Genomic DNA, 18826 nt, shown 5'->3' with positions numbered 1-18826 from the left:
GGTCGCTACCGGGGCGTGAGCCCGACGCCCTCGGCCAGCAGCTCGTGGGAACGCATCGCGTCGTCGTGGTCCGCGACGACGTGCTGGATCATCACCTCGTCGACGCCGACGCGATCCGAGAGCTGTTCGAGCAGGCCGGCCAGCGTCTCCGGACTGCCAGAGATGGCGCGGGGCCACTCGTCGTCGTCGAGCGTGGCCGGCGTCGGTTCGGGAACGCCCCCGAGTTCGTCGATGGCCACCTCGACGGACGGCGTCGTCCCGACGACGCCTCGCTCCATCCGTTTGTACGACGCCTCGGCCACGGCGCGGAGCCGCGCCGCTTCGGCGTCGCTCTCGGCGGCGACCGCGTTGACCGCGACCATGCCGTCGGGTTCGTCGATACCACCGGCGAGCCGGCTGGGCTGGAAGGCCTCGCGGTACGCCTCGAAGGCGTGCGTGGCGAACTGCGGACGGATGAACGCCGCGAAGCAAAACGGCAGACCGAGCTCGCCAGCGATCGTCGCACTCGACGGACTCGATCCGAGCACCCAGGGCGCGGGAGGGGCCACGTCAGATCGCGGGATCTCGACGTCGCTGTAGGCGTGTTCCGGCGGATAGTCGTCGTAGAGGTGGTTGACGACCGCCTCGATCTTCTCGGCGTGGTCCTCGTCCGGGTTCTGGACGTGGCGGTCGGTCCCCAGCGCGCGGTCGACGGCCGGCGAGCCGTTGGCCCGCCCCAGCCCGGCGTCGATCCGGCCGGGCGCGAGCCCGTCCAGCGCGCCGAACTGCTCGGCGACCTTGAACGGACTGTAGTGGTTGAGCAACACCGCGCCCGATCCAAGGCGGATCTCCGCCGTCTCGGCGGCCAGGTGGCCGAGCAACACCTCCGGCGTCGTGCCGGCGAGCCGGTCGCCCATCCCGTGGTGTTCGGCCACCCAGAACCGGGAGTAGCCGAGCCGTTCGGCCTGTTGTGCGGCCGCGACGGTGTTGGCGTAGGCGTCGGTCGCGGTGCCGCCGTTCGGGACCGGCGAGAGGTCGACAACTGAGAGGTCCATAGCCACAGCCCAGAGAGTCCGACGGAAAACGGTTTGGCTCGCGCCCGTCTCGGCCGGTAGTTCGCCCGCGGGCGATCCGAACCCGACATTCGTATTATCCTCGCGACCCAACCGGCGACTGTGAGCGAGCGACGAGCGCGGGGGGCGCTGGCCGGCGTCGTGTTCCTGGTGTTGCTGGCGCAGGTGTTGCTCTACCCGGGCATCGACAGGCTCGTGGCTGCGCTGGGGGCGACGACGGACCTCCAGGCCAGCATGTGGTTTCTCGCCGCCGAGTTCGGTGCCTTCGTGCTCTGTGCCGGCGTCTGGGGGCTCGCAAGCGACGCGACCGGCAGGCGGGTGCCCTACATCGTCGCCGGTGCCCTCGGGGGCGCGACGGGCTACGCCGCGTTGCTGGTCGCCCCCCGGCTCGGCCCCGCCTTCCTGACCGTCCTCGGACTGCGGATCGCCCAGGGAGCGATGACGATCGGTGCCTTCTCGCTGGCGATGACGATGCTGATGGACCTGGACGGCGGCCACGGCCGCAACATGGGAGCGGCGGGGATCGCCATCGGCTCGGGGACGGCACTGGGTGCGCCACTGGGCGGGCAGCTGTACGAGATCGGCCCGCTGGTCCCGGTGGCGGGCGCGAGCGTCCTCCTGACCTGTAGCGCGGTCCTGGCCGTGACGGTGACCGACCGAGCGCCGACGGACCGACGCGGCCTCGGTGCAGCCGTCGAGAGCGTCACCGCACGGCCGCGGCTGGTCGTCCCCTACGCCTACGGCTTCATCGACCGCTTTACCGCCGGCTTCTTCGCGCTGGTCGGGACGCTGTACTTCCGGACGGCCTTCGACCTCTCGCCGGGCGCGACCGGGATCGTGCTCGCGCTCTTTTCGCGCCCTTCGCGCTCCTGCAGTACCCCTTCGGCGTCCTCTCGGACCGGATCGGGCGAACGGGTCCGATCGTCGCGGGCTCGGCGTGCTACGGCGTCGCGGTCGTCGGCGTGGGGCTCGCGCCCCGGATCGAGCTGGTCGGGCTCGGTATGGTCGTGGTGGGGATCATCGGCGCGCTGATGGCTCCGGCGACGATGGCACTCGTGACGGACCTGGCGGCCCCCGAAGAACGCGGGGCGGCCATGGCGGGGTTCAACATCTTCGGGAGCGTCGGCTTCCTCGCGGGGGTGTTGATCGGCGGCACCGTCGCGGAGCGGGCCGGCTACGTCACCGCCTTCCTCGTCACCGGCGGGATCGAGATCGCCATCGCGGCCCTGACCCTGCCCGTGTTCCTCCACTGGCGTCGCCGCGGCGCGGCCCCGAGCGCGTAGCCGGGCCGCTCTCGTCGCCACGGAGGGTCGACGAGATCGATCACACGGACGGTGGTTCGGCCATCGTATCAACCAATCCAACTGCTGCGAGGCTATATCAGTACGGGACTCCAACCAGGAAGTATGCCAGAAGAAGTGCTCTTCGAGTCCGAAGCGATGCAAAGCAAGCGCGACGTTGCCACGTACCTCCGGCAGGTCGCCGACAGCCTCGACGAGGGCGGGCCGATCACGCTGCGTTCGGGCGACCAGTCGGTGACGATGGAGCCTCCGGAGACCGTCGAGTTCGAGGTGAAAGCCGAACGGGAGGGGCCCGTCGACGCCGACGGCGAACTCAGCGTCGAGTTCGAACTGGAGTGGCCGGAGAACGCCGACGCCGACGCGTCGGCCAGCGGGACGCTCGAAATCGAGTGAGATAACCGAGGATGTCGTCGATAGCTCTTCGAGACGGCTTACCGATGCATCGAGGGCTTCCTCATACTGCCAGCTGTAGCTGTTTCAAGATATTCGCGACCCCGTGGTCGCGAAATTCTTCACAGACGTACAGCCGGCAGTATCAGGCAATATCTCATTCGGGTTTATAATAGCCACTGAAAGATGGTGTCATACAACAGTTCACACACCCTATTCTATTTCTGTGTGTGCTCAGTACAGGCGAGACACGGATCACCAGCATCTGCGCGAGCGAAGCGAGCGCAGTTCACCGACGGCGAGACCAGTGGTCGAGCCGTCGGCCTTTTTCACCGACGTTTTTCGAGGAGCGGTTCCCGCAACGAGCGCAGCGAGTGAGGAAACCCGACGCAGAAAAAGGTCGATGCGCGCACCTACTGAGCAGACGATTCATTTCCGACAGTCCTGAAGACAACCGCCGTGAGAATAGTTCTATGACACCCTCGTAGCCGCTGAAAGTCAATGGACACCGATCGCACGACAGCAGTGCAATCGGCGTGTGAATTGTTGTAATCGTTACTATAGCACTCTCGAGTAGCCTGATGGACCACTATCGAAACGAGTGAAGTAAGTGCAGACATGTCGATCAGCGACCGCCGACGCCCAGAGGACTTTCGGCGGCTTGTCTGTCGCTCTAAATTCTCATCTCAGCGCTGGCTTTAGACATAGCCGTATTTTTAATAGTTTTGCGCATGGCATTTAAAACATCGATAATGACAACAAGAAGGAAGTATATCGCTACAGTAGGGACAGCGGCCGTTGCCGGCTGTCTTGGAGGGACAAGTTCGAAGTCCCGTATTCAGTTTACCACAGAAGAACCACTATTTGAAGATGAGAGTCGGTGGGACGATGCCCCGTTTACGGCGGCTGTCTTCGAGACGCCAGACGATGCGAACGAAGCGATAAACGACGATGTCTCTTACATCGACGATATCGAACACCATCTTCAATTCGACCCTGACGAGACGTTTTTGACAGTCTTTGCATCCACCCTCCGACTCACCGAGGAGGGGCGAAACAAGGGCTGGTGCCCACGTCACTCGATCGACGGGGACCAAGTCACGTTCGAGATTCCTCTCGATGAGTGGCCGGAACCACTTGAGGAATCGGCAAACTGGGCCATGGTAAACGTCTGGAGCAAATCATTGTTCGGGAACATCCCGAGTCGAGCATCGGTCACCGTCGAATTTCCGCCGGACGACGTGCAGACGTGTACTGATTGATTGGCGTAACGTGCGTCGTGATGGGGCTGCTGTCTCCGCTGTCCGGGCGTATCGGCAGCACGACGGACATTGGGAAAAAGCGGCGGTGGCGATTCGATCACCCACCAGAGCGGTAACCCCTTTAGGCGTCGGGTCGGACCGGCAGGTATGAAACTGCTGGGTCGGCTCCTCGGGGACGACGGCGAGACGGGTGAGCCACGGGTGGGACTGTTCGTCGACGGACCGAACGTGCTCCGCAGCGAGTTCGACGTGGATCTCGACGACGTGCGCGAGGAGGCCGAGCAGTGGGGGCGGCTGGCGATCACGCGACTCTACGTGGACGAACACGCCACGCCGGGTCTGATCCAGGCCGCGGAGGCGCGTGGCTTCGAGGTCGTCGTCACCAGTGGCGACGTGGACGTGAAGCTGGCCGTCGACGCGACCGCCGCGGGAGCCGACGGAGCCATCGACCTGCTGGCGATCGTCTCGCGGGACACCGACTTCAAGCCCGTCCTGGAGAGTGTCGGCGAGCGGGGCATCCAGACGCTGGCGATCGCGCCCGGCGAACACGGCCGCTCTGACGCTCTCAGGAACGCCGCCCAGAACGCGACGACGCTGGAGGAGTAGAACCCCTTTTGGGCCGTCCACCCCACGACCGCGTATGGACGAACTCGACACGCCGGTGCTGGACAACCACCTGCACCTCGATCCGGTCAACGGCCGCGGCGTCGAAGCCGTCGAGGAGTTCGCCGACCACGGCGGGACTCACCTGAACGTGCTGAACAAGCCGTCGTGGAACCTCGTCGAGGCGGCGACCGACGAGTCGATCTTCCGGGAGTGTTTCGACCTGACCGTCGACGTGACCGAGGCCGCCGACGAGGTCCTGCCCGGGCGGGCGTGGCCCGTGCTGGGGGTCCACCCGGCGCTGATCAGCCAGCTCGTCGACGACGGTTACACGCCCGCGGAGGCACGGGACATCATGCAGTCCGGGCTGGACGTGGCCGCCGAGTACGTCGCCGACGGCCCGGCGCTGGCGATCAAGTCCGGGCGGCCCCACTACGAGGTCGACGACGCCGTCTGGGAGGCGTCGAACGCGGTGATGCGCCACGCCTTCGATCTGGCCGGCGAGGTGGGCTGTGTCGTCCAGCTCCACACGGAGGGCGGCGAGGACTTCACCGAGATCGTCGAGTGGGCCGAGAGCGAGGGGCTGCCCCGCGAGCAGGTCGTCAAACACTACTCGAACGGCCGCGTTCGCGGCCCGGTCAAGAGCGTCATCGCGAACAAAGACGACATCGAAGACGCCGTCGAGACCGGCGAGCCGTTCCTGATGGAGACCGACTACATCGACGATCCCGACCGTCCCGGCGCGGTGCTGGGACCGAAGACCGTCCCGCGGCGGGTCCGGTGGCTCCTCGAAGAGGGCCACGACGAGGCCGTCCGCCGGGCACACGTCGAGACGCCCGCCCGCGTGTACGGCATCGACACCGAGGCGACGCTGGACGCCTCTAGTAACAATTGAAACGATTTACACACCGATCGCACGGCGGAACTGCGATCGGGTGTGCATTGATTTGCAACGGCTACGATAGCGTGGCACTGTCGAACGCGGGAAGACCGAGAGCGGCGTCGCCTACGGGTCCAGTCCGGCGACGATCGACCGGGCGAACACCAGCACCGGGATGATCTCCAGACGGCCGATCCACATGTTCAGGAAGAACATCGCCTCGGCGAGGGGCGACATCGTCGGGCCGGTGATCCCCGAGGAGAGCCCGACGTTGCCCTGTGCGCTGGCGACTTCGAACAGCGCGTCGGCGTAGCCAAAGTCCGGCCCAGCGAGGTTGACCAGCACGATGCTACTGACACCGAGCAAGAAGAGCCACAGCAGCGAGACGATCGCGGCCTCGCTGAACTCCCGCTCCATCGCGTCCCGGTCGAGGGTCCGTCCGTCGATTTTGGCGACGATGACGGCGTTTTTCGGCAGGAAGACCCGAGAGAACTGCCAGACGATCCCCCGGACGACGGTGTAGCCACGGACGATCTTGATCCCGCCGACCGTCGACCCGGCGGCTCCGCCCAGCGTCATCGCGCCGACGACGAGCACTTTCGCGCCGGCCACCCAGCGGCCGATCGGTGCGGACTGGAACCCGGTACAGCTGAGCGCGCTGATCCACTGGAAGGTGGCGTCTCTGACGGCGTCGACCTGCTGGGGGTCGAGCGCCGGAATCGCGCCGCCCAGCAGCGACTGGGTCGCGAAGGCGTCGCTCGCGACGGGGACCGAAACGACGTTCTGGACCGAGAGGACGACGACGCCGGCACCGAGCAGGAGGAACAGCCACCGGGTCTGGAGGTCCGAAACCAGTTCCCCGAACTCGAAGTCGTGCAAGACGACGTAGTGGACCGGGAACGCGACCGCACCGGCGATCATGATCGGGTAGAGCGCGACCTCGACCAGCGGCGAGTCGTAGGTCGCGATGGAGTTGTCCGTCACGCTGAACCCGCCGGTCGTCAGGCCCGTCATCGCGTGGTTGAGCGCCTGCCAGCCGGCTTCCCACAGCGGGAGCGAGCTGCCGAAGTCGCTGAGCCGGATGGCGACGAACAGCAACAGCGTCGCGGCGACGGTGTAGCCGAGGACGAGCTTCCAGACCGTCCGGACCGTCGAGACGATGCTGGGGTGGATCTTCTCTTCGCGGGCCTCGCTGCGGTACAGCGCGTAGCTCCCACTGCCGGGCCGGGCGAGGATCGAAACAGTGAGCACGATCACGCCGACGCCGCCGACCCACTGGATCACCGAGCGCCACCACTGGATCGCCCGCGGCAGCGACGGCTCGTGGATCGCCATCGTCAGACCGCTGCCAGTCCAGCCGCTCATGCTCTCGAAGAGCGCGTGCAGCGGATCGCGGAAGTACGCGAGACTGGAGACCGTCGTCGACGAGCCGACGGCGATGGGTTCCCAGCCGCTCGTGTCGGTGCCCGCCGGCACGAACGTCGCCATCACATCTGGGGGCGTCAGCCAGGCGGTCAAGAGAAAGGGGAGCGCGCCGAAGACGGCGACCATCAGCCAGCCACTGGCCGCGATCACCATTCCGTGTTTCATCTTCGGATCGGGCGCGTCCGCGAAGGTGCGGTTCGACAGGCCCCCAACTCCGGCCGTGATCCCGCCAGCCAGCAGGAAGCCGAGGGCGGCGTACCACTCACCGAACGCCAGGGCGACGACGAGACTCACCGTCATCACGAGCGACTCGATCAACAGCAGGGAGCCCACGTCTCGCGCGATCGTCGCGAGATCGTCCGGAACGGCGGTCAGGACCCGGTCGGACATACTAGTTGTGGTCTTCCGGGTGGCCAAAGATGTCCGTCACGTCCGGCGTCGCGCCCTTGCCGGAGTACACTGTCAGGAGGTCGCCGGGCTCGATGCGGGTGCTCCCGCGGGGTGCGATCGGATCGCCGTTGCCCTCCCTGTCGACCGCGACGATGAGGACGGAGTCGGGCAACAGCCCCTCCTCGCCGGCCTCCATGAGCGAGTGGCCCGCCAGTGGCGATTCCTCGGTGACGCTGATCTCGAACACCTCGGCGGTGTCGCCGATCCGCATGAAGTCGACGACGGAGGGGCGCTTGACCGCGCGGTAGAGGTACTCGGCGATGAGTCGCTGGGGGTTCTCGATCGTGTTGACGCCGATCTGGCGAAAGAGGTTCATGTGCTCGTGGTTGTGGACGATCGAGACGACCGTCGGAACGTCGAGTTCCTGGCCCAGCAGACAGACCATCACGTTCGTCGCGTCCTGATCCGTCGTACTGATGAGTGCGTCGGCCCGCTGGGCACCCGCGTCTTTGAGCGTCTCCTTGGTCGTCGCGTCGTCGTTGATGACCAGGCAGTCGAACTGCGTGGCCGCCGCCTCGGCCCGCTGCTCGTCGCGCTCGATGACGACGACTTCGTTGCCGCCCTTCGTTGCCATCTCGATCAGCGGCGTGCCGGTGTCGCCGGCACCGACGATGACGATATACATACCGTTAGCAATTGAACGGGTCCCCATTACTGCGTCGACTTACGAGCACCGTGTTCGAGGAGTCGGAGCGGACGGTGTCGGTCACGGAGCCAAACAGGAACCGCTTGAGCCGTCCCCGACTGGGCTCGCCGACGATCGTGAGATCGTAGTGGGCCGACTGCTCGATGATCGCGTCGGCCACGTCGGGCCGGTCGAGGTGCCACGTGTCGACCGCGACGCCGTCGGGCAGTCGCTCCCGCGCCTGCTCGAAGAGTTCGTCGACCGACGCGTCGGTCCCGTCGTCTTCGGTGACGTGGAACAGCTCGACGACCGCGTCGGTACTGCGTGCGATCGCTCCGGCGATGGCGACGGCGAGGCCGCTGTGTGGTCCGCCAGCGACGGGGACGAGGATCGACGACAGGCGGTCGTCCCGCGTGCGCTCGACGGTAACGGCGTCGGTCTCGACGCGGTCGCTGATCCGGTTCGGAACGTCGTTGGCGAGGGGATGGACGAGCGATTCGGGCGTGTGCTCGTCGAAGACGATCAGTCGAGTCTCGTACTCTCGGGCGACCGTGATCACCGCGTCGACTGGATCGTCGGTCCGCTCGTAGTGGGTTTCGACCGGCACGTCGTGACTGTCGTCCAGGTGCGTCGCGAGCAGATCCCGCGCGACGCGCTGGGACTCGTCGACGATCTCGTCGGAGTGAGCGTAGAGGTCGAGAACGAGGAGTTTCGCCCCGGCACCCTCCGCGATGTCGCGGGCGATTTCGAAGGTGTGGCTGCTGTGACCCTCGAAGATCGGATAGAGGACGACGTCGTGACTCTCGCCGACGGGCTCGTCGACCGCCGGTCGCTCGTCTGGCTCGTCAGCTGACCGCTCCATACGTACGGTCATCCGAGGTGAGACAATAAATCTACCCACACGAACGGCAGCGACGAAACAGAGAGAAAATCGTCGAGAACCTATTTCGTCGTCCGAGAAGGCGTCGCTTCGTCAGAGCCGTTCGGTGACCGTGTCGATGACGGTCGAGTCGACGAAGACGACCACGTGGTCACCCACCTGGATCGTCGTGTCTCCCCGCGGGGTCACGAGTTCGCCCGCTCGCGAGATCGCACCGACGACGATGCCGGCCGGCAACTCTTCGACCGCGTCGGCGATCCGACGACCCGCCAGCACGCTGTCGGACTCGATCTCGATCTCGACGACTTCCGCCAGGTCGTGTTCGAGCATGGCGATCTTCTCGGTTCGGTTGTCCCGCGTGAAGCGGACGATCTCCTCGGCCGTCTCCTCGCGGGGGTTGACCGCGATGTCGACGCCGACGGTCTCGAACAGGTCGGCGTACTCGATCTCGTTGACGACAGCGATCGTGCGGTCGACGCCGATGCGCTCTGCCAGCAGCGAGACGAGCAAGTTCTTCTCGTCGCTCTCCAGGGCGGCGACGACGACGTCCGCCTCGTCGACACGTTCCTGGACGAGAAACTCCGAGTCGGTCGGATCGCTCTGCAACACGGTCGTGTTCGGGAGTTGCTCGGCCAGTTCGCGGGCCCGGTCCTCGTCGTGTTCGATGAGCTGTGGCCGGTAGCCGTGCTCTTCGAACAGGCGTGCGACCTGGAACCCCAGCTGTCCGCCGCCGACGATGACGACCGAGTCGGCCCCGCTCTCCTCGCCCGCACAGACCGTGTCGGTCGCGAAGTCGCCGATCGAGTCCGGACTCCCGATGACGACCATCCGGTCGCCGCTCTGGATGACGGTGTCGCCGGTCGGGATGATGACGGCGTCGTCACGAAAGAGCGCGGCGAAGGTCAGCGACGCGTAGCGGTCTGCCTCTCTGACGGACTGGCCGGTGACGGGACTGTCCTCGTCGATCTCGAACTCCGCCATCCGGACGATCCCACCCGCGAACGTGTCCACGTCCTGTGCCCCTGGGACCCCGGAGATCCGGAAGATCGCCTCCGCAGTCAGGAGGTCCGAACAGACCATGAAGTCGACGTTGAACGCCTGGTTCGTGTTGCGCCACGTCGAGAGGAGGTCCCGGCGCTTGACTCGCGCGATCGTGAACACGTCGGAGATTGTCTTTGCGGCACCGCAGGCGACGATGTTGGTCTCGTCGATGTCGGTGCTCGCGATCAGCATGTCCGCCTCGCCGACGCCGGCCTCGCGAAGGACCGAGAGGTCGGTGCCGTCGCCCTGGATCGTCAGCACGTCCAGCGAGTAGGTCAGTTCCTCGACGATCTCCGGATCGCGTTCGACGACCACGACGTCGTGTCCGTCGGCGAGATTCGCGGCGATCGAGCGGCCGACCTCGCCAGCCCCGACGATGATCACGCGCATTCGATCCACTCCCGTATCATTTCCACTACGTTCCGGAGGTGTCGGCAAGTACGTTACGGACCAGCTACGAGCGGTCCAGTCGGCCGACGAACAGCGCGAGCACGGGGACGATTTCGAGGCGGCCGACCCACATCAGGAACACCATCAGGAGCTTCGACGGGTCCGAGAACTTCAGGTAGTTCCCGAACGGTCCCAGCGAGCCGAACCCCGGACCGATGTTACCGAGCGTCGCCAGCGACGCACTGACCGATTCGAGAATCGTCAGTTCGTAGCCGATCCGTGCCGAGTCGAGCCCGAGGAAGACGGCACTGACGCCGAACAGCGCCAGATAGAGGAGCGTAAACGCCATGATGCCACGGATCGCGTCCTCGTCGATGACGCGCCCGGCCAGACGGACCGGGCGCACGGTGTTGGGGTTGGCCGTCGTGAACAGCTCGCGGTAGACGGCCTTGAACACGACGAGCCACCGGACGACTTTCACGCCACCGCCAGTCGAACCCGCGGAGCCGCCGATGAACATCGCGAACAGCAACACGATCTGAGAGTGAGTCTCCCACTTGGCGAAGTCACTCGTCGCGTAGCCCGTCGAGTTCAGCAACGAACCGATCTGGAAGGCCGCCTGCCGGAGCGCGTTCTCGGTGACCCCGTCGGTCACGCCGCCCAGGTCGCCCAGGGCCGGCGCACCGCCGCGGAACAGGAGCACCGACAGGAGCGCGATCAGGACGGCCGTCGCACCGGCGTAGGCTCGGAACTCCGCGTCTTCGATCATCGTCCGTGCCTCGCCGCTGATGACGTGCCAGAACAGCGCGAAGTTGACGCCGGCGATCATCATGAACGGGATGACGACCCACTGGACGATCGGCTTGAACGCGGCGATGCTCTGGGCTTCGGGCGAGAACCCACCGGTCGGGAGCGTCGTGAACCCGTGTGCGATCGCGTTGTACAGCGTCATGTTCTCGGCCAGGCCGGCCAGCTGGAGGCCGTAGAGAATCGCGACGTACAGCACTGTGAAGCCGAAGTAGATCAGCCACAGCGCGCGGGCCGTCTCGACGATCTTGGGGGTGAGCTTCTGGAGTTCCGGACCGGGGGCCTCAGACTGCATCAGCTGTGCGCCGTTGACCGCCAGCTCCGGCAGAATCGCGATCATCAGGACGATGATCCCCATGCCGCCCAGCCACTGGGTGAGCTGTCGCCACATCATCACCGCGTGGGAGTGGCGATCCGTGCTGATCTCGCCCAGCACCGTCGCCCCCGTCGTCGTGAAGCCGCTCATCGACTCGAAGAGGGCGTTGACCGGATTGGCCAGCGTCGACGCGGGCGCGCTCGGGGCCATCACGAACGGGATGCCGTTCCCGGCGATCAGATAGGGGATCGTCCCGACGACGGCCGCGGCCAACCACGCGAACGAGACCAACACGAGCGCTTCGCGGGGGCCGACGTCGGGCTCTGGATCGAGCTGTTCAAGTGCCAGTCCAAGTACGGCGGTGGCGGCGATCGACACGACGAAGACGGCGATGTCCTCGCCGTAGATGATCGCGACGACGAGGGGCACCACCATCGTCAGCGAGAGGTACTTCACGACGGTGCCGACGAGGCTCGTGCTGGCCCGCCAGTCGACGCCCCAGCTCACGGCCGACCACGCCCGTACATCACTATAGGGTATCCGACTGTCGGACACTATCAAATCACCGGAACGCTCGTGGTGGTTTCGTGACGAGAAAGGCGATGCGAATCGACGGCGACCGAGGACGCCCCGAGGGAGTGTCCCGACTGCAGTCAGCTTCTTTGCGTCAGGGTCCCTACGACTACAGACGTGGCACGAACGGATCACCGGTCGCTCGTCCTCGTCGTCGAAGACGAGGAGAGCGTGGCCGAGACGTACGCGCTCGCCCTCGACGAGGCGTTCGAGACACGCGTCGCGATCGGCGGAGCCGCCGCGCTCGATGCCATCGACGAGGACGTCGACGCCGTGTTGCTCGACCGGCGAATGCCGGAGATGCACGGCGACGAAGTGCTCGCCGAGTTACGCGAGCGAGGGTACGACTGTCCCGTGATCATGGCGACCGCCGTCGGTCCGGATCTCAACATTCTGGAGATGGACTTCGACGACTACCTGACGAAACCGATCGACAACGAGACGCTGCGCGAGACGATCGCCCAGCACGTCGATCGAGAGCCCGACGAGCGACTCGACGAGTTCTTCGAACTCCGGTCGAAACTCGACGTGCTCGAATCCGAGCACCCCGAGTACGAACTGGCCGACAGCGAGGAGTACCAGGAGCTAAAGCGGCGGGCGAGCGAACTCCGCGGCCAGCTCGAAGCCGAGATCGACGACTTCGAGAGCGTCGTCGAGATCCACGAACAGATCGAGCGGGGAAACTAGGGCCGCCGTCGGGACCGGCACAGGGAAAGTTCCCTTGGGGTAAAACAACCAAAATTGTTTTACGCGCAACGAGCCTTGTGTTCGCCGATGGCGCACGTATCGCTTCCTCACGACGCCAAGGCAGGCCCGACGAAGCCGGAAGTCAGGGCCGTCCTGCTCGACAAGCTCGCTCTCGGCCCGGACGACCACTTCGTGGAAGTCGGCTCCTGTACCGGTGCCGTGACGATCCAGGCGAGTCGCCGCGCCGGACGGGTCACCGCACTGGAACGCAAGGCAAGTAAGGTTGCAACGACGCGCAAGAACCTCGCGGCCAACGACGCGGCCGCCGACGTGACCGTCCGCGAGGCCGAGGCTCCCGACGGACTCCCCGACGACGCCGACGCGCTCTTTCTGGGCGGGAGTCGGAACTACGAGGCGATCCTCGACCACGCCGTCGAGACCGAGGTCGACCGCGTCGTGATGAACGTCTCGCGGCTCGAAGTGGCGGGTGCCGCGACGGCGGCGTTCCGTGAGCGAGGGATCCTCCACGAGGTCGTCCAGTTCCAGGTGAGCCACGGCTACGAACTCGCCGGGGCGACGAGCTTCGACGCCGAGAACCCGGTGTACATGCTCGTCGGCGGCGCGGGGAACCCGGAGGGAGAGCAGTGACCCTCTACGGCGTCGGACTCGGCCCAGGGGACGCCGATCTCGTGACCGTACGCGGGCGCGAAGTCCTCGAAACAGCCGACGTGGTGTACACGCCCGGCAGACTCTCGCGGTCGGTCGCGACGACGTACGTCGACGAGGACCGGATCGGCGACCTCGACTTCCCGATGACCCGCGACGAGGACGAACTCCGCCGGGCCTGGAAGGCGGCCGCCGCCGAGATCGCACCGCGGGCCCGCGACGGGACGGCGGCGTTCGTGACGCTCGGGGATCCGAACGTCTACTCGACGTTCGGCCACCTGCGCCGGACGCTGGACGCGTTCCACCCCGACGTGACCGTCGAGACGGTCCCCGGCGTCAGCGCCGTCAGCGCGTTCACGACGGCGCTTGGCGTCGAAGTGGCGGCCGGCGCGAGCCTCACGCTCCACGAGGCCGCCCGCGGCGCGGCCCCGACCGGGCCAGACCGGATGGTGCTGTTCAAGGTGACGGACGTGCCGGCGACCCACGAGCGACTCGTCGACGCCGGTTACGATGTCGTCTACGGCCGCCGGCTCTACATGGAACAGGGCGAGACGGTCGTCACCGACGACCCCGAGGAACTCACGGAGCGGGACTACTACACGCTGGCCTACGCCGAGAAGCGAGAACTCGACGCCGAGCCGGCGACGGCGACCTTCGAGGCGGCAGACGAGCGAGGAGAGGCCGGGACGGCCGTCGAGACGACCGACGGCGATGCCAGCGCCGACGTGTCTGCGGGGGGACAGCGATGACGGACCCACAGGACGCGATCGACGCGGTCGCAGACGACCGCGCGGACCGCGACGACCGGATCCAGGCCCACGCCGCTGGCGACGTACAGGACGGGATCCCCTTCGTCGGTGCCGGTCCCGGCGATCCGGGACTGCTGACGGTCACCGGCAGGGAGCTCGTCGAGGACGCCGATCTGGTCGTCCACGCCGGCTCACTGGTCAACAGCGAGCTGCTCGACGCCTACTGTGCGGACGCCGAGCAGGTTTCGAGCATCGGCAAGGACCTCGAAGAGCTGGTGCCGCTGATGCGAGACGCTTACGAGGACGGACGAGACGTGGTGCGGCTCCACAGCGGCGATCCGGCGATCTACGGCGCGGCGCTGGAACAGATGGACGCGCTGGAACACGAGGGCGTTCCGACCTACATCGTCCCCGGCGTGACCTCGGCGTTCGCCGCGAGTGCGACGCTGCGGACCCAGCTGACCCTGAACGGCGTGGCGAACCACGTCGCCTTCACCCGCCCGCAGGGCAAGACCCTCGACGCCGAGGACGACCACATCAGCGAGTTCGTCGAGATGGGCGACGTGACGACCTGCCTCTATCTGGGGACTCACGCCGTCGCCGAGACGATGGACCGCCTGCTGGACGACGGCCACGACCCGGACACGCCCGTCGCCGTCGTCTATCACGCCTCCTGGCCGGACGAGGACGTGATCGAGGGCACCATCGAGACGATCGGCGACCGCGTCGAGGCCGCCGGCTACCGCGCCTCGGCGCTGGTGGTGATCGGCGACGCGGCCCGGAAGGCGGGGTACGAACGGTCCTACCTGTACGACGGCTGGGCGAATCGCGACGGAAGCGAGAGCGAGGCGGACGACTGACAATGAGCATCGACAACGACGACACCGAGACGGACGCATCGAGCGACGGATCGAGCGGCCACTGTTCGACGCCCGACTCAGACGGGGAAGTGGCCGAGGAGATCGCGATCATCAGCTTCGAGCGCAAGCTCGACACCGCACGCGAGATCGTCGCCGAGATCGGCGACGACTACGAGACCGTCGACATCGTCGAGTACCACGGCGACGTGTTCGAGGAGTACTGGGGCGAGTACGACTGTTTCGTCGGCCTGATGGCCTCCGGCATCGCGATGCGAAAGACCGCGCCGCTGCTCGACGACAAGTGGGACGACCCCGCGATCGTCGTGATCGACGAGGCCCTGACGTGGGCCATCCCGATCACCGGGGGCCACCACGGTGCCAATCAGGTCGCCAACGACCTCGCGCAGCTGGGCGCAGTCCCGGCGATGACGACCGCGAGCGAGGCGGCGGGCAAGCAGGGCGTCGAGAGCAAGGCCAAGGCGCTGGACACCCACGTCGTCAACGGCGACTCGACGGTGGCGACGAACCTCGCGGTGCTGAACGAGGAACTGGGTCCCGTCGCCCGCCTCGACGGCCCGAAAGCCGTCCTCGTGGGCGACGACGTGACCGTGCTCAAGCGCAACGAAGACGACGGCGTGGTGCTGGGGACCGGAACGGTCTCGGGCGTCGACAGCCAGCAGGTGCTCGACGCCTGGGACGCCGCGCTCGACGATCTGGGACTCGACCGCTCGGACGTGGAGTTCGTCGCGACCGGGACACGCAAGGAGGGCGAAGACGGGCTCTACGAGGCCGCCCAGGAGATCGGGGCCGGCGTCGTCCTCTTCGAGAAAGAGACCCTAGAAGCGTTCGAGGGCCCCTCGCCCTCCCGGTCGAAGGAACTGATCGGCTGGCCGGGCATCGCGGAGGCCTCGGCCATCGCAGGCGGCCGAGAGCACGACCTCGCCCGCAAGAAGGAACGCTTCGACGACGCTGTCACCGTGGCGGTGGGGCGGTAGGATGGCGGGCGAGTCGCCCGACGACCCGGACGCGAGCGAACCCCCAGACGACCACGGGACCCTCTCCGTCGTCGGCATCGGTCCCGGCCTCCCTCACGCGATGACACAGGAGGCCAAAGACGTGATCCGCACCGCAGACTGCGTCATCGCCTCCAACCTCTACCAGGAGTTCCTCCGCAAGGACGGGACGCTGCCCCCGGAGAGCGCGGCGGTCGAGGCGGCCGCGGACGGGGGTTCCGCGAGCGAAGCGAGCGGAACCTCGTCGGGCCACAGGTCCGACGGCGGGACCGAGAGCGAGTCGGGGACCGTCCTCGAACGACCGAACGGGACCCGCCAGGAGCTCGTGCGGTCCTCGATGGGTCGCCAGATCGAACTCGCCAGCGAGGCCTTCGAGCGGGTCCGCGACGGCCAGGACGTGGCCCACGTCTCCGGTGGCGACCCGAACGTCTACGGCAAGAGCGATCTGCTGTACACGATGGCCGAGGCCGAGGGCGCGACCGACGTGCCCATCGAGGTCGTCCCCGGCGTGACGGCGGCGCTCGGCGGCGCTGCCAACCTCGGTGCGCCCCTCTCGAACGACTTCTGTACGATCTCGCTGTCCGACAAGTGGCGCGGCTGGGACGAGATCGAGGAGAAGCTCCGGGCCGCGGCGATCAGTGGCTTCGTCGTCGTCCTCTACAACTGCTGGCGCGACTACGAGCGCGCCATCGAGGTGCTCAGAGAGGAGCGGGCCGACGACGTGCCGGTGGGCATCTTCAACGACGCCGGCCGCGGCGCGGCCGGTCGGAATCTGGAGGACGAGACCCACACGATCACGACGCTTGGCGCAGCGACCGACCACGACGACGAGGTCGGCGGCATGGGCACCTCGATCCTCGTGGGCAACCACGAGACCGAGGTCTGGGAGAACGACTACGGCAAACATCTCGTCACCCCGCGCGGCGGGCGTGACGTCGACGACTTCTGACAATGAGCACTGACGACACCACCGACGCGAGTAGCACAGACGCAGAATCGAAGTGCGGTGCCAGCAGCACCGACGCAGGGAGCGACGACAGTACGTCGAAGTGCGGCGCGAGCACCGACAGCTCGTCGTCCAGTTCCGGCTGTGGCGGCTCGGACTCGACGACCGACGAGAAGGTCGGCGCGACCGTCGACGACTTCGACGCAGCGCCCGGTCGCCTCGTGGCGGTCGGGCTCGGACCCGGCCAGCCAGAGGGGATGACCCAGCGAGCGCGGGGCGCGCTGCTCGAAGCGGAACACATCGTCGGCTACACGACCTACGTCGATCTGCTGCCCGAGGAGGTCACCGAGTCGGCCGATGAACTGTACGACACGCCGATGTGTGGCGAGGTCTCTCGGACGGAGGAGGCCATCGACCGCGCGCTGGCGGGCAACGACGTGGCAATCATCGGCAGCGGCGACCCCAACGTCTACGCGCTCGCCGGGCTCGCACTGGAGATCCTCGAATCGAAGGGCGGGACGGCAAGCGCCGTCGACTTCGAGGTCGTCCCCGGCGTGCCCGCGGCCCAGTCCTGTGGCGCACGGCTGGGCGCGCCGCTGGTCAACGACACCGTCAGCGTCTCGCTGTCTGACCACCTGACGCCCATGGAGACCATCGAGTCGCGCCTGCACGCCGTCGCTGGCGAGGGCTTTACGATCGCCATCTACAACCCCTGGAGCCGCAAGCGACGGGAGAACTTCCAGCGGTGCTGTGAGATTCTGCTGGAACACCGCGAGCCCGACACGCCCGTGGGGATCGTCCACGGCGCGGGCCGCGAGGACGAGGCCGTCGAGATCGTCGAGCTGGGCGAGCTCGAAGACCTCGGCGAGACCGACCTGATCGACATGACGACGACCATCCTCGTGGGCAACGAGGACACCTACGTCTGGGACGACCGGATGGTGACGCCGCGGGGGTACGAGTCCAAGTATGACTACTGAGTACCGCGTGGCGCTCGACCGGGAGGCCTGCGACGGCATCTTCGCCTGTCTCGTCCGTGACGATCGGTTCGTCGAGGCCGCCGACGGGCTGGCGACGATCGGCGCGGGAGCGAGCGACCCCGACGAGACCGTCGTCGCGACGTTCGACGACGACCGGATCGAGGACGCCAGACAGGCCGCGGCCGCGTGTCCGGTCGACGCGATCTCGGTGCGGGAGGACGACGATGAGTGACGCCGACAGCCCCGACCCTGCGACGCCGACGGCCGCCGAGGACCTGCTGACGGTCACGCCCGGAACGGCGTACTTCTGGGGTCGGGTCGTCGGAGACGGCGATCTCACCGCGGACTGCGTGACCGTCCGAGCGGGCGACGAGACGGCCGCGGACGCGCTGGCGGCAGTCGCCGGTGCGGACCGCACCGACCGCGACCACCGCGTCGCTGAGCGTGAGTCCGCACACGACGCCTCGATCGTCCGGTACGAGGACGCATACGAGCTACAGGTGTTCGGCCCGCCCGCGGACCGAGCGAGCGCGGCGCTCGGCCTCCCGCTGGACGGCCAGCCCGGTGGCTACCGCTTCGACGCCTTCAGCGAGGAGCGGGCGGCGCTGGTGCGTGGCCTGCTGGAGGCCTGCGGGACGGTCTGTTTCCGCGAGTCCTCTGGGTCCGTCGGGGTCTCGTTCGTCCACGACGACGAGCGCCTGCTGGCGACGATCCAGTCGCTGCTCGCCGAGGCAGCGCCGACGCTGCCGACGGACGACCGCTCGGAGACGTCCTCGGGGGGCTACTGGTTCGGACTCGCAGACGACGCCGACGTGGCGGCGTTCGCCGAGTGGGTGTACGCCGGCAGCGACGAGACGGGACTCTACTCGGCTGAGCGCCGCCAGAAGCTCCGGCGCAGCGTCGAACGCGCCACCGGGAGCGGCGTGGGGG

At 67.0% G+C, this 18826-nt stretch carries 18 protein-coding genes and 2 pseudogenes; 14 read left to right on the top strand and 6 right to left on the bottom strand.

Annotation, left to right across the window (positions count from 1 at the left end):
- Positions 1–5: 5 nt before the first annotated feature.
- Positions 6–1034: an LLM class flavin-dependent oxidoreductase gene (locus AC5FRZ_RS06550; RefSeq protein WP_493564198.1), complete on the bottom strand. Its 1029-nt coding sequence runs from the start codon at positions 1032–1034 to the stop codon at positions 6–8.
- A 120-nt stretch (positions 1035–1154) separates the two neighbouring features.
- Between AC5FRZ_RS06550 and AC5FRZ_RS06545 the strand changes: the two are divergent.
- The 5 genes and pseudogenes from AC5FRZ_RS06545 (at position 1155) to AC5FRZ_RS06525 (ending at position 5503) form a co-directional block, all read left to right on the top strand.
- Positions 1155–2335: pseudogene (locus AC5FRZ_RS06545) on the top strand (MFS transporter).
- A gap of 123 nt (positions 2336–2458) precedes the next feature.
- Positions 2459–2746, top strand: coding sequence for an amphi-Trp domain-containing protein (locus AC5FRZ_RS06540; RefSeq protein WP_170093913.1), 288 nt, complete (start codon positions 2459–2461; stop codon positions 2744–2746).
- 749 nt (positions 2747–3495) lie between these two features.
- A complete protein-coding gene (locus AC5FRZ_RS06535; RefSeq protein WP_493564197.1) occupies positions 3496–4005 on the top strand; it encodes a hypothetical protein in 510 nt (169 codons plus the stop codon).
- Positions 4006–4152: 147 nt separating this feature from the next.
- Complete coding sequence (locus AC5FRZ_RS06530) at positions 4153–4611, top strand: NYN domain-containing protein (protein WP_153553036.1); 459 nt, start codon at positions 4153–4155, stop codon at positions 4609–4611.
- Between the two features lie 34 nt (positions 4612–4645).
- Positions 4646–5503 carry a TatD family hydrolase gene (locus AC5FRZ_RS06525; protein ID WP_493564196.1) on the top strand — a complete coding sequence of 286 codons (858 nt, stop codon included), beginning with the start codon at positions 4646–4648 and terminating at the stop codon, positions 5501–5503.
- A gap of 111 nt (positions 5504–5614) precedes the next feature.
- Here the strand turns inward: AC5FRZ_RS06525 and AC5FRZ_RS06520 are convergent, their stop codons facing one another.
- The 5 genes from AC5FRZ_RS06520 to AC5FRZ_RS06500 form a co-directional block, all read right to left on the bottom strand.
- Positions 5615–7303, bottom strand: coding sequence for a potassium transporter TrkG (locus AC5FRZ_RS06520; protein WP_170093910.1), 1689 nt, complete (start codon positions 7301–7303; stop codon positions 5615–5617).
- 1 nt (position 7304) lies between these two features.
- The gene (locus AC5FRZ_RS06515) at positions 7305–7988 is read right to left on the bottom strand and encodes a potassium channel family protein (protein ID WP_170093909.1); all 684 of its coding nucleotides are present in this window, start codon (positions 7986–7988) and stop codon (positions 7305–7307) included.
- Between the two features lie 4 nt (positions 7989–7992).
- The gene (locus AC5FRZ_RS06510) at positions 7993–8850 is read right to left on the bottom strand and encodes a universal stress protein (RefSeq protein WP_493564195.1); all 858 of its coding nucleotides are present in this window, start codon (positions 8848–8850) and stop codon (positions 7993–7995) included.
- Positions 8851–8961: 111 nt separating this feature from the next.
- On the bottom strand, positions 8962–10299 hold the full coding sequence (gene trkA / locus AC5FRZ_RS06505) for a Trk system potassium transporter TrkA (RefSeq protein WP_493564194.1): 1338 nt from the start codon (positions 10297–10299) through the stop codon (positions 8962–8964).
- A gap of 64 nt (positions 10300–10363) precedes the next feature.
- The gene (locus AC5FRZ_RS06500; RefSeq protein ID WP_170093906.1) at positions 10364–11929 is read right to left on the bottom strand and encodes a potassium transporter TrkG; all 1566 of its coding nucleotides are present in this window, start codon (positions 11927–11929) and stop codon (positions 10364–10366) included.
- 183 nt (positions 11930–12112) lie between these two features.
- Between AC5FRZ_RS06500 and AC5FRZ_RS06495 the strand changes: the two genes are divergently transcribed.
- From AC5FRZ_RS06495 to AC5FRZ_RS06455, 9 genes and pseudogenes are all read left to right on the top strand, one after another.
- Positions 12113–12682, top strand: a complete 570-nt coding sequence (locus AC5FRZ_RS06495; RefSeq protein ID WP_170093905.1) for a response regulator — start codon at positions 12113–12115, stop codon at positions 12680–12682.
- Positions 12683–12769: 87 nt separating this feature from the next.
- Complete coding sequence (gene cbiT, locus AC5FRZ_RS06490; protein WP_493564193.1) at positions 12770–13330, top strand: precorrin-6Y C5,15-methyltransferase (decarboxylating) subunit CbiT; 561 nt, start codon at positions 12770–12772, stop codon at positions 13328–13330.
- Positions 13327–14097, top strand: a complete 771-nt coding sequence (locus AC5FRZ_RS06485; RefSeq protein ID WP_372479254.1) for a cobalt-factor II C(20)-methyltransferase — start codon at positions 13327–13329, stop codon at positions 14095–14097. Before cbiT ends, AC5FRZ_RS06485 begins: the two co-directional genes overlap by 4 nt.
- Positions 14094–14957: a cobalt-precorrin-4/precorrin-4 C(11)-methyltransferase gene (locus AC5FRZ_RS06480; protein ID WP_493564192.1), complete on the top strand. Its 864-nt coding sequence runs from the start codon at positions 14094–14096 to the stop codon at positions 14955–14957. Before AC5FRZ_RS06485 ends, AC5FRZ_RS06480 begins: the two co-directional genes overlap by 4 nt.
- Positions 14958–14959: 2 nt before the next feature.
- On the top strand, positions 14960–15952 hold the full coding sequence (cbiG, locus tag AC5FRZ_RS06475; protein WP_493564191.1) for a cobalt-precorrin 5A hydrolase: 993 nt from the start codon (positions 14960–14962) through the stop codon (positions 15950–15952).
- Between the two features lies 1 nt (position 15953).
- Positions 15954–16919, top strand: a complete 966-nt coding sequence (locus tag AC5FRZ_RS06470; RefSeq protein WP_493564190.1) for a precorrin-3B C(17)-methyltransferase — start codon at positions 15954–15956, stop codon at positions 16917–16919.
- A gap of 2 nt (positions 16920–16921) precedes the next feature.
- Positions 16922–17896, top strand: coding sequence for a precorrin-3B C(17)-methyltransferase (gene cobJ, locus AC5FRZ_RS06465; protein ID WP_170093899.1), 975 nt, complete (start codon positions 16922–16924; stop codon positions 17894–17896).
- On the top strand, positions 17886–18128 hold the full coding sequence (locus AC5FRZ_RS06460; RefSeq protein ID WP_208628214.1) for a ferredoxin: 243 nt from the start codon (positions 17886–17888) through the stop codon (positions 18126–18128). Before cobJ ends, AC5FRZ_RS06460 begins: the two co-directional genes overlap by 11 nt.
- Positions 18121–18825: pseudogene (locus AC5FRZ_RS06455) on the top strand (cobalamin biosynthesis protein); the annotation flags it as partial. The gene AC5FRZ_RS06460 and the pseudogene AC5FRZ_RS06455, both read left to right, overlap by 8 nt.
- Between the last annotated feature and the right edge of the window lies 1 nt (position 18826).

Source organism: Halomicrobium sp. HArcht1-1 (assembly GCF_058933285.1).
Note: the sequence above shows the minus strand (reverse complement) of the source record. Positions and strands in the feature narration are given on the sequence as shown.

Bases quoted from the DNA above. Each gene is read 5' to 3' on its own strand.
- AC5FRZ_RS06470 (WP_493564190.1), top strand. From the start codon at position 15,954: ATGGCGGGCGAGTCGCCCGACGACCCGGACGCGAGCGAACCCCCAGAC.
- trkA (WP_493564194.1), bottom strand. From the start codon at position 10,299: ATGCGCGTGATCATCGTCGGGGCTGGCGAGGTCGGCCGCTCGATCGCC.
- AC5FRZ_RS06520 (WP_170093910.1), bottom strand. From the start codon at position 7,303: ATGTCCGACCGGGTCCTGACCGCCGTTCCGGACGATCTCGCGACGATC.
- AC5FRZ_RS06510 (WP_493564195.1), bottom strand. From the start codon at position 8,850: ATGGAGCGGTCAGCTGACGAGCCAGACGAGCGACCGGCGGTCGACGAG.
- AC5FRZ_RS06530 (WP_153553036.1), top strand. From the start codon at position 4,153: ATGAAACTGCTGGGTCGGCTCCTCGGGGACGACGGCGAGACGGGTGAG.
- AC5FRZ_RS06480 (WP_493564192.1), top strand. From the start codon at position 14,094: ATGACGGACCCACAGGACGCGATCGACGCGGTCGCAGACGACCGCGCG.
- AC5FRZ_RS06460 (WP_208628214.1), top strand. From the start codon at position 17,886: ATGACTACTGAGTACCGCGTGGCGCTCGACCGGGAGGCCTGCGACGGC.
- cbiT (WP_493564193.1), top strand. From the start codon at position 12,770: ATGGCGCACGTATCGCTTCCTCACGACGCCAAGGCAGGCCCGACGAAG.
- cbiG (WP_493564191.1), top strand. From the start codon at position 14,960: ATGAGCATCGACAACGACGACACCGAGACGGACGCATCGAGCGACGGA.
- AC5FRZ_RS06535 (WP_493564197.1), top strand. From the start codon at position 3,496: ATGACAACAAGAAGGAAGTATATCGCTACAGTAGGGACAGCGGCCGTT.
- AC5FRZ_RS06525 (WP_493564196.1), top strand. From the start codon at position 4,646: ATGGACGAACTCGACACGCCGGTGCTGGACAACCACCTGCACCTCGAT.
- AC5FRZ_RS06515 (WP_170093909.1), bottom strand. From the start codon at position 7,988: ATGTATATCGTCATCGTCGGTGCCGGCGACACCGGCACGCCGCTGATC.
- cobJ (WP_170093899.1), top strand. From the start codon at position 16,922: ATGAGCACTGACGACACCACCGACGCGAGTAGCACAGACGCAGAATCG.
- AC5FRZ_RS06550 (WP_493564198.1), bottom strand. From the start codon at position 1,034: ATGGACCTCTCAGTTGTCGACCTCTCGCCGGTCCCGAACGGCGGCACC.
- AC5FRZ_RS06540 (WP_170093913.1), top strand. From the start codon at position 2,459: ATGCCAGAAGAAGTGCTCTTCGAGTCCGAAGCGATGCAAAGCAAGCGC.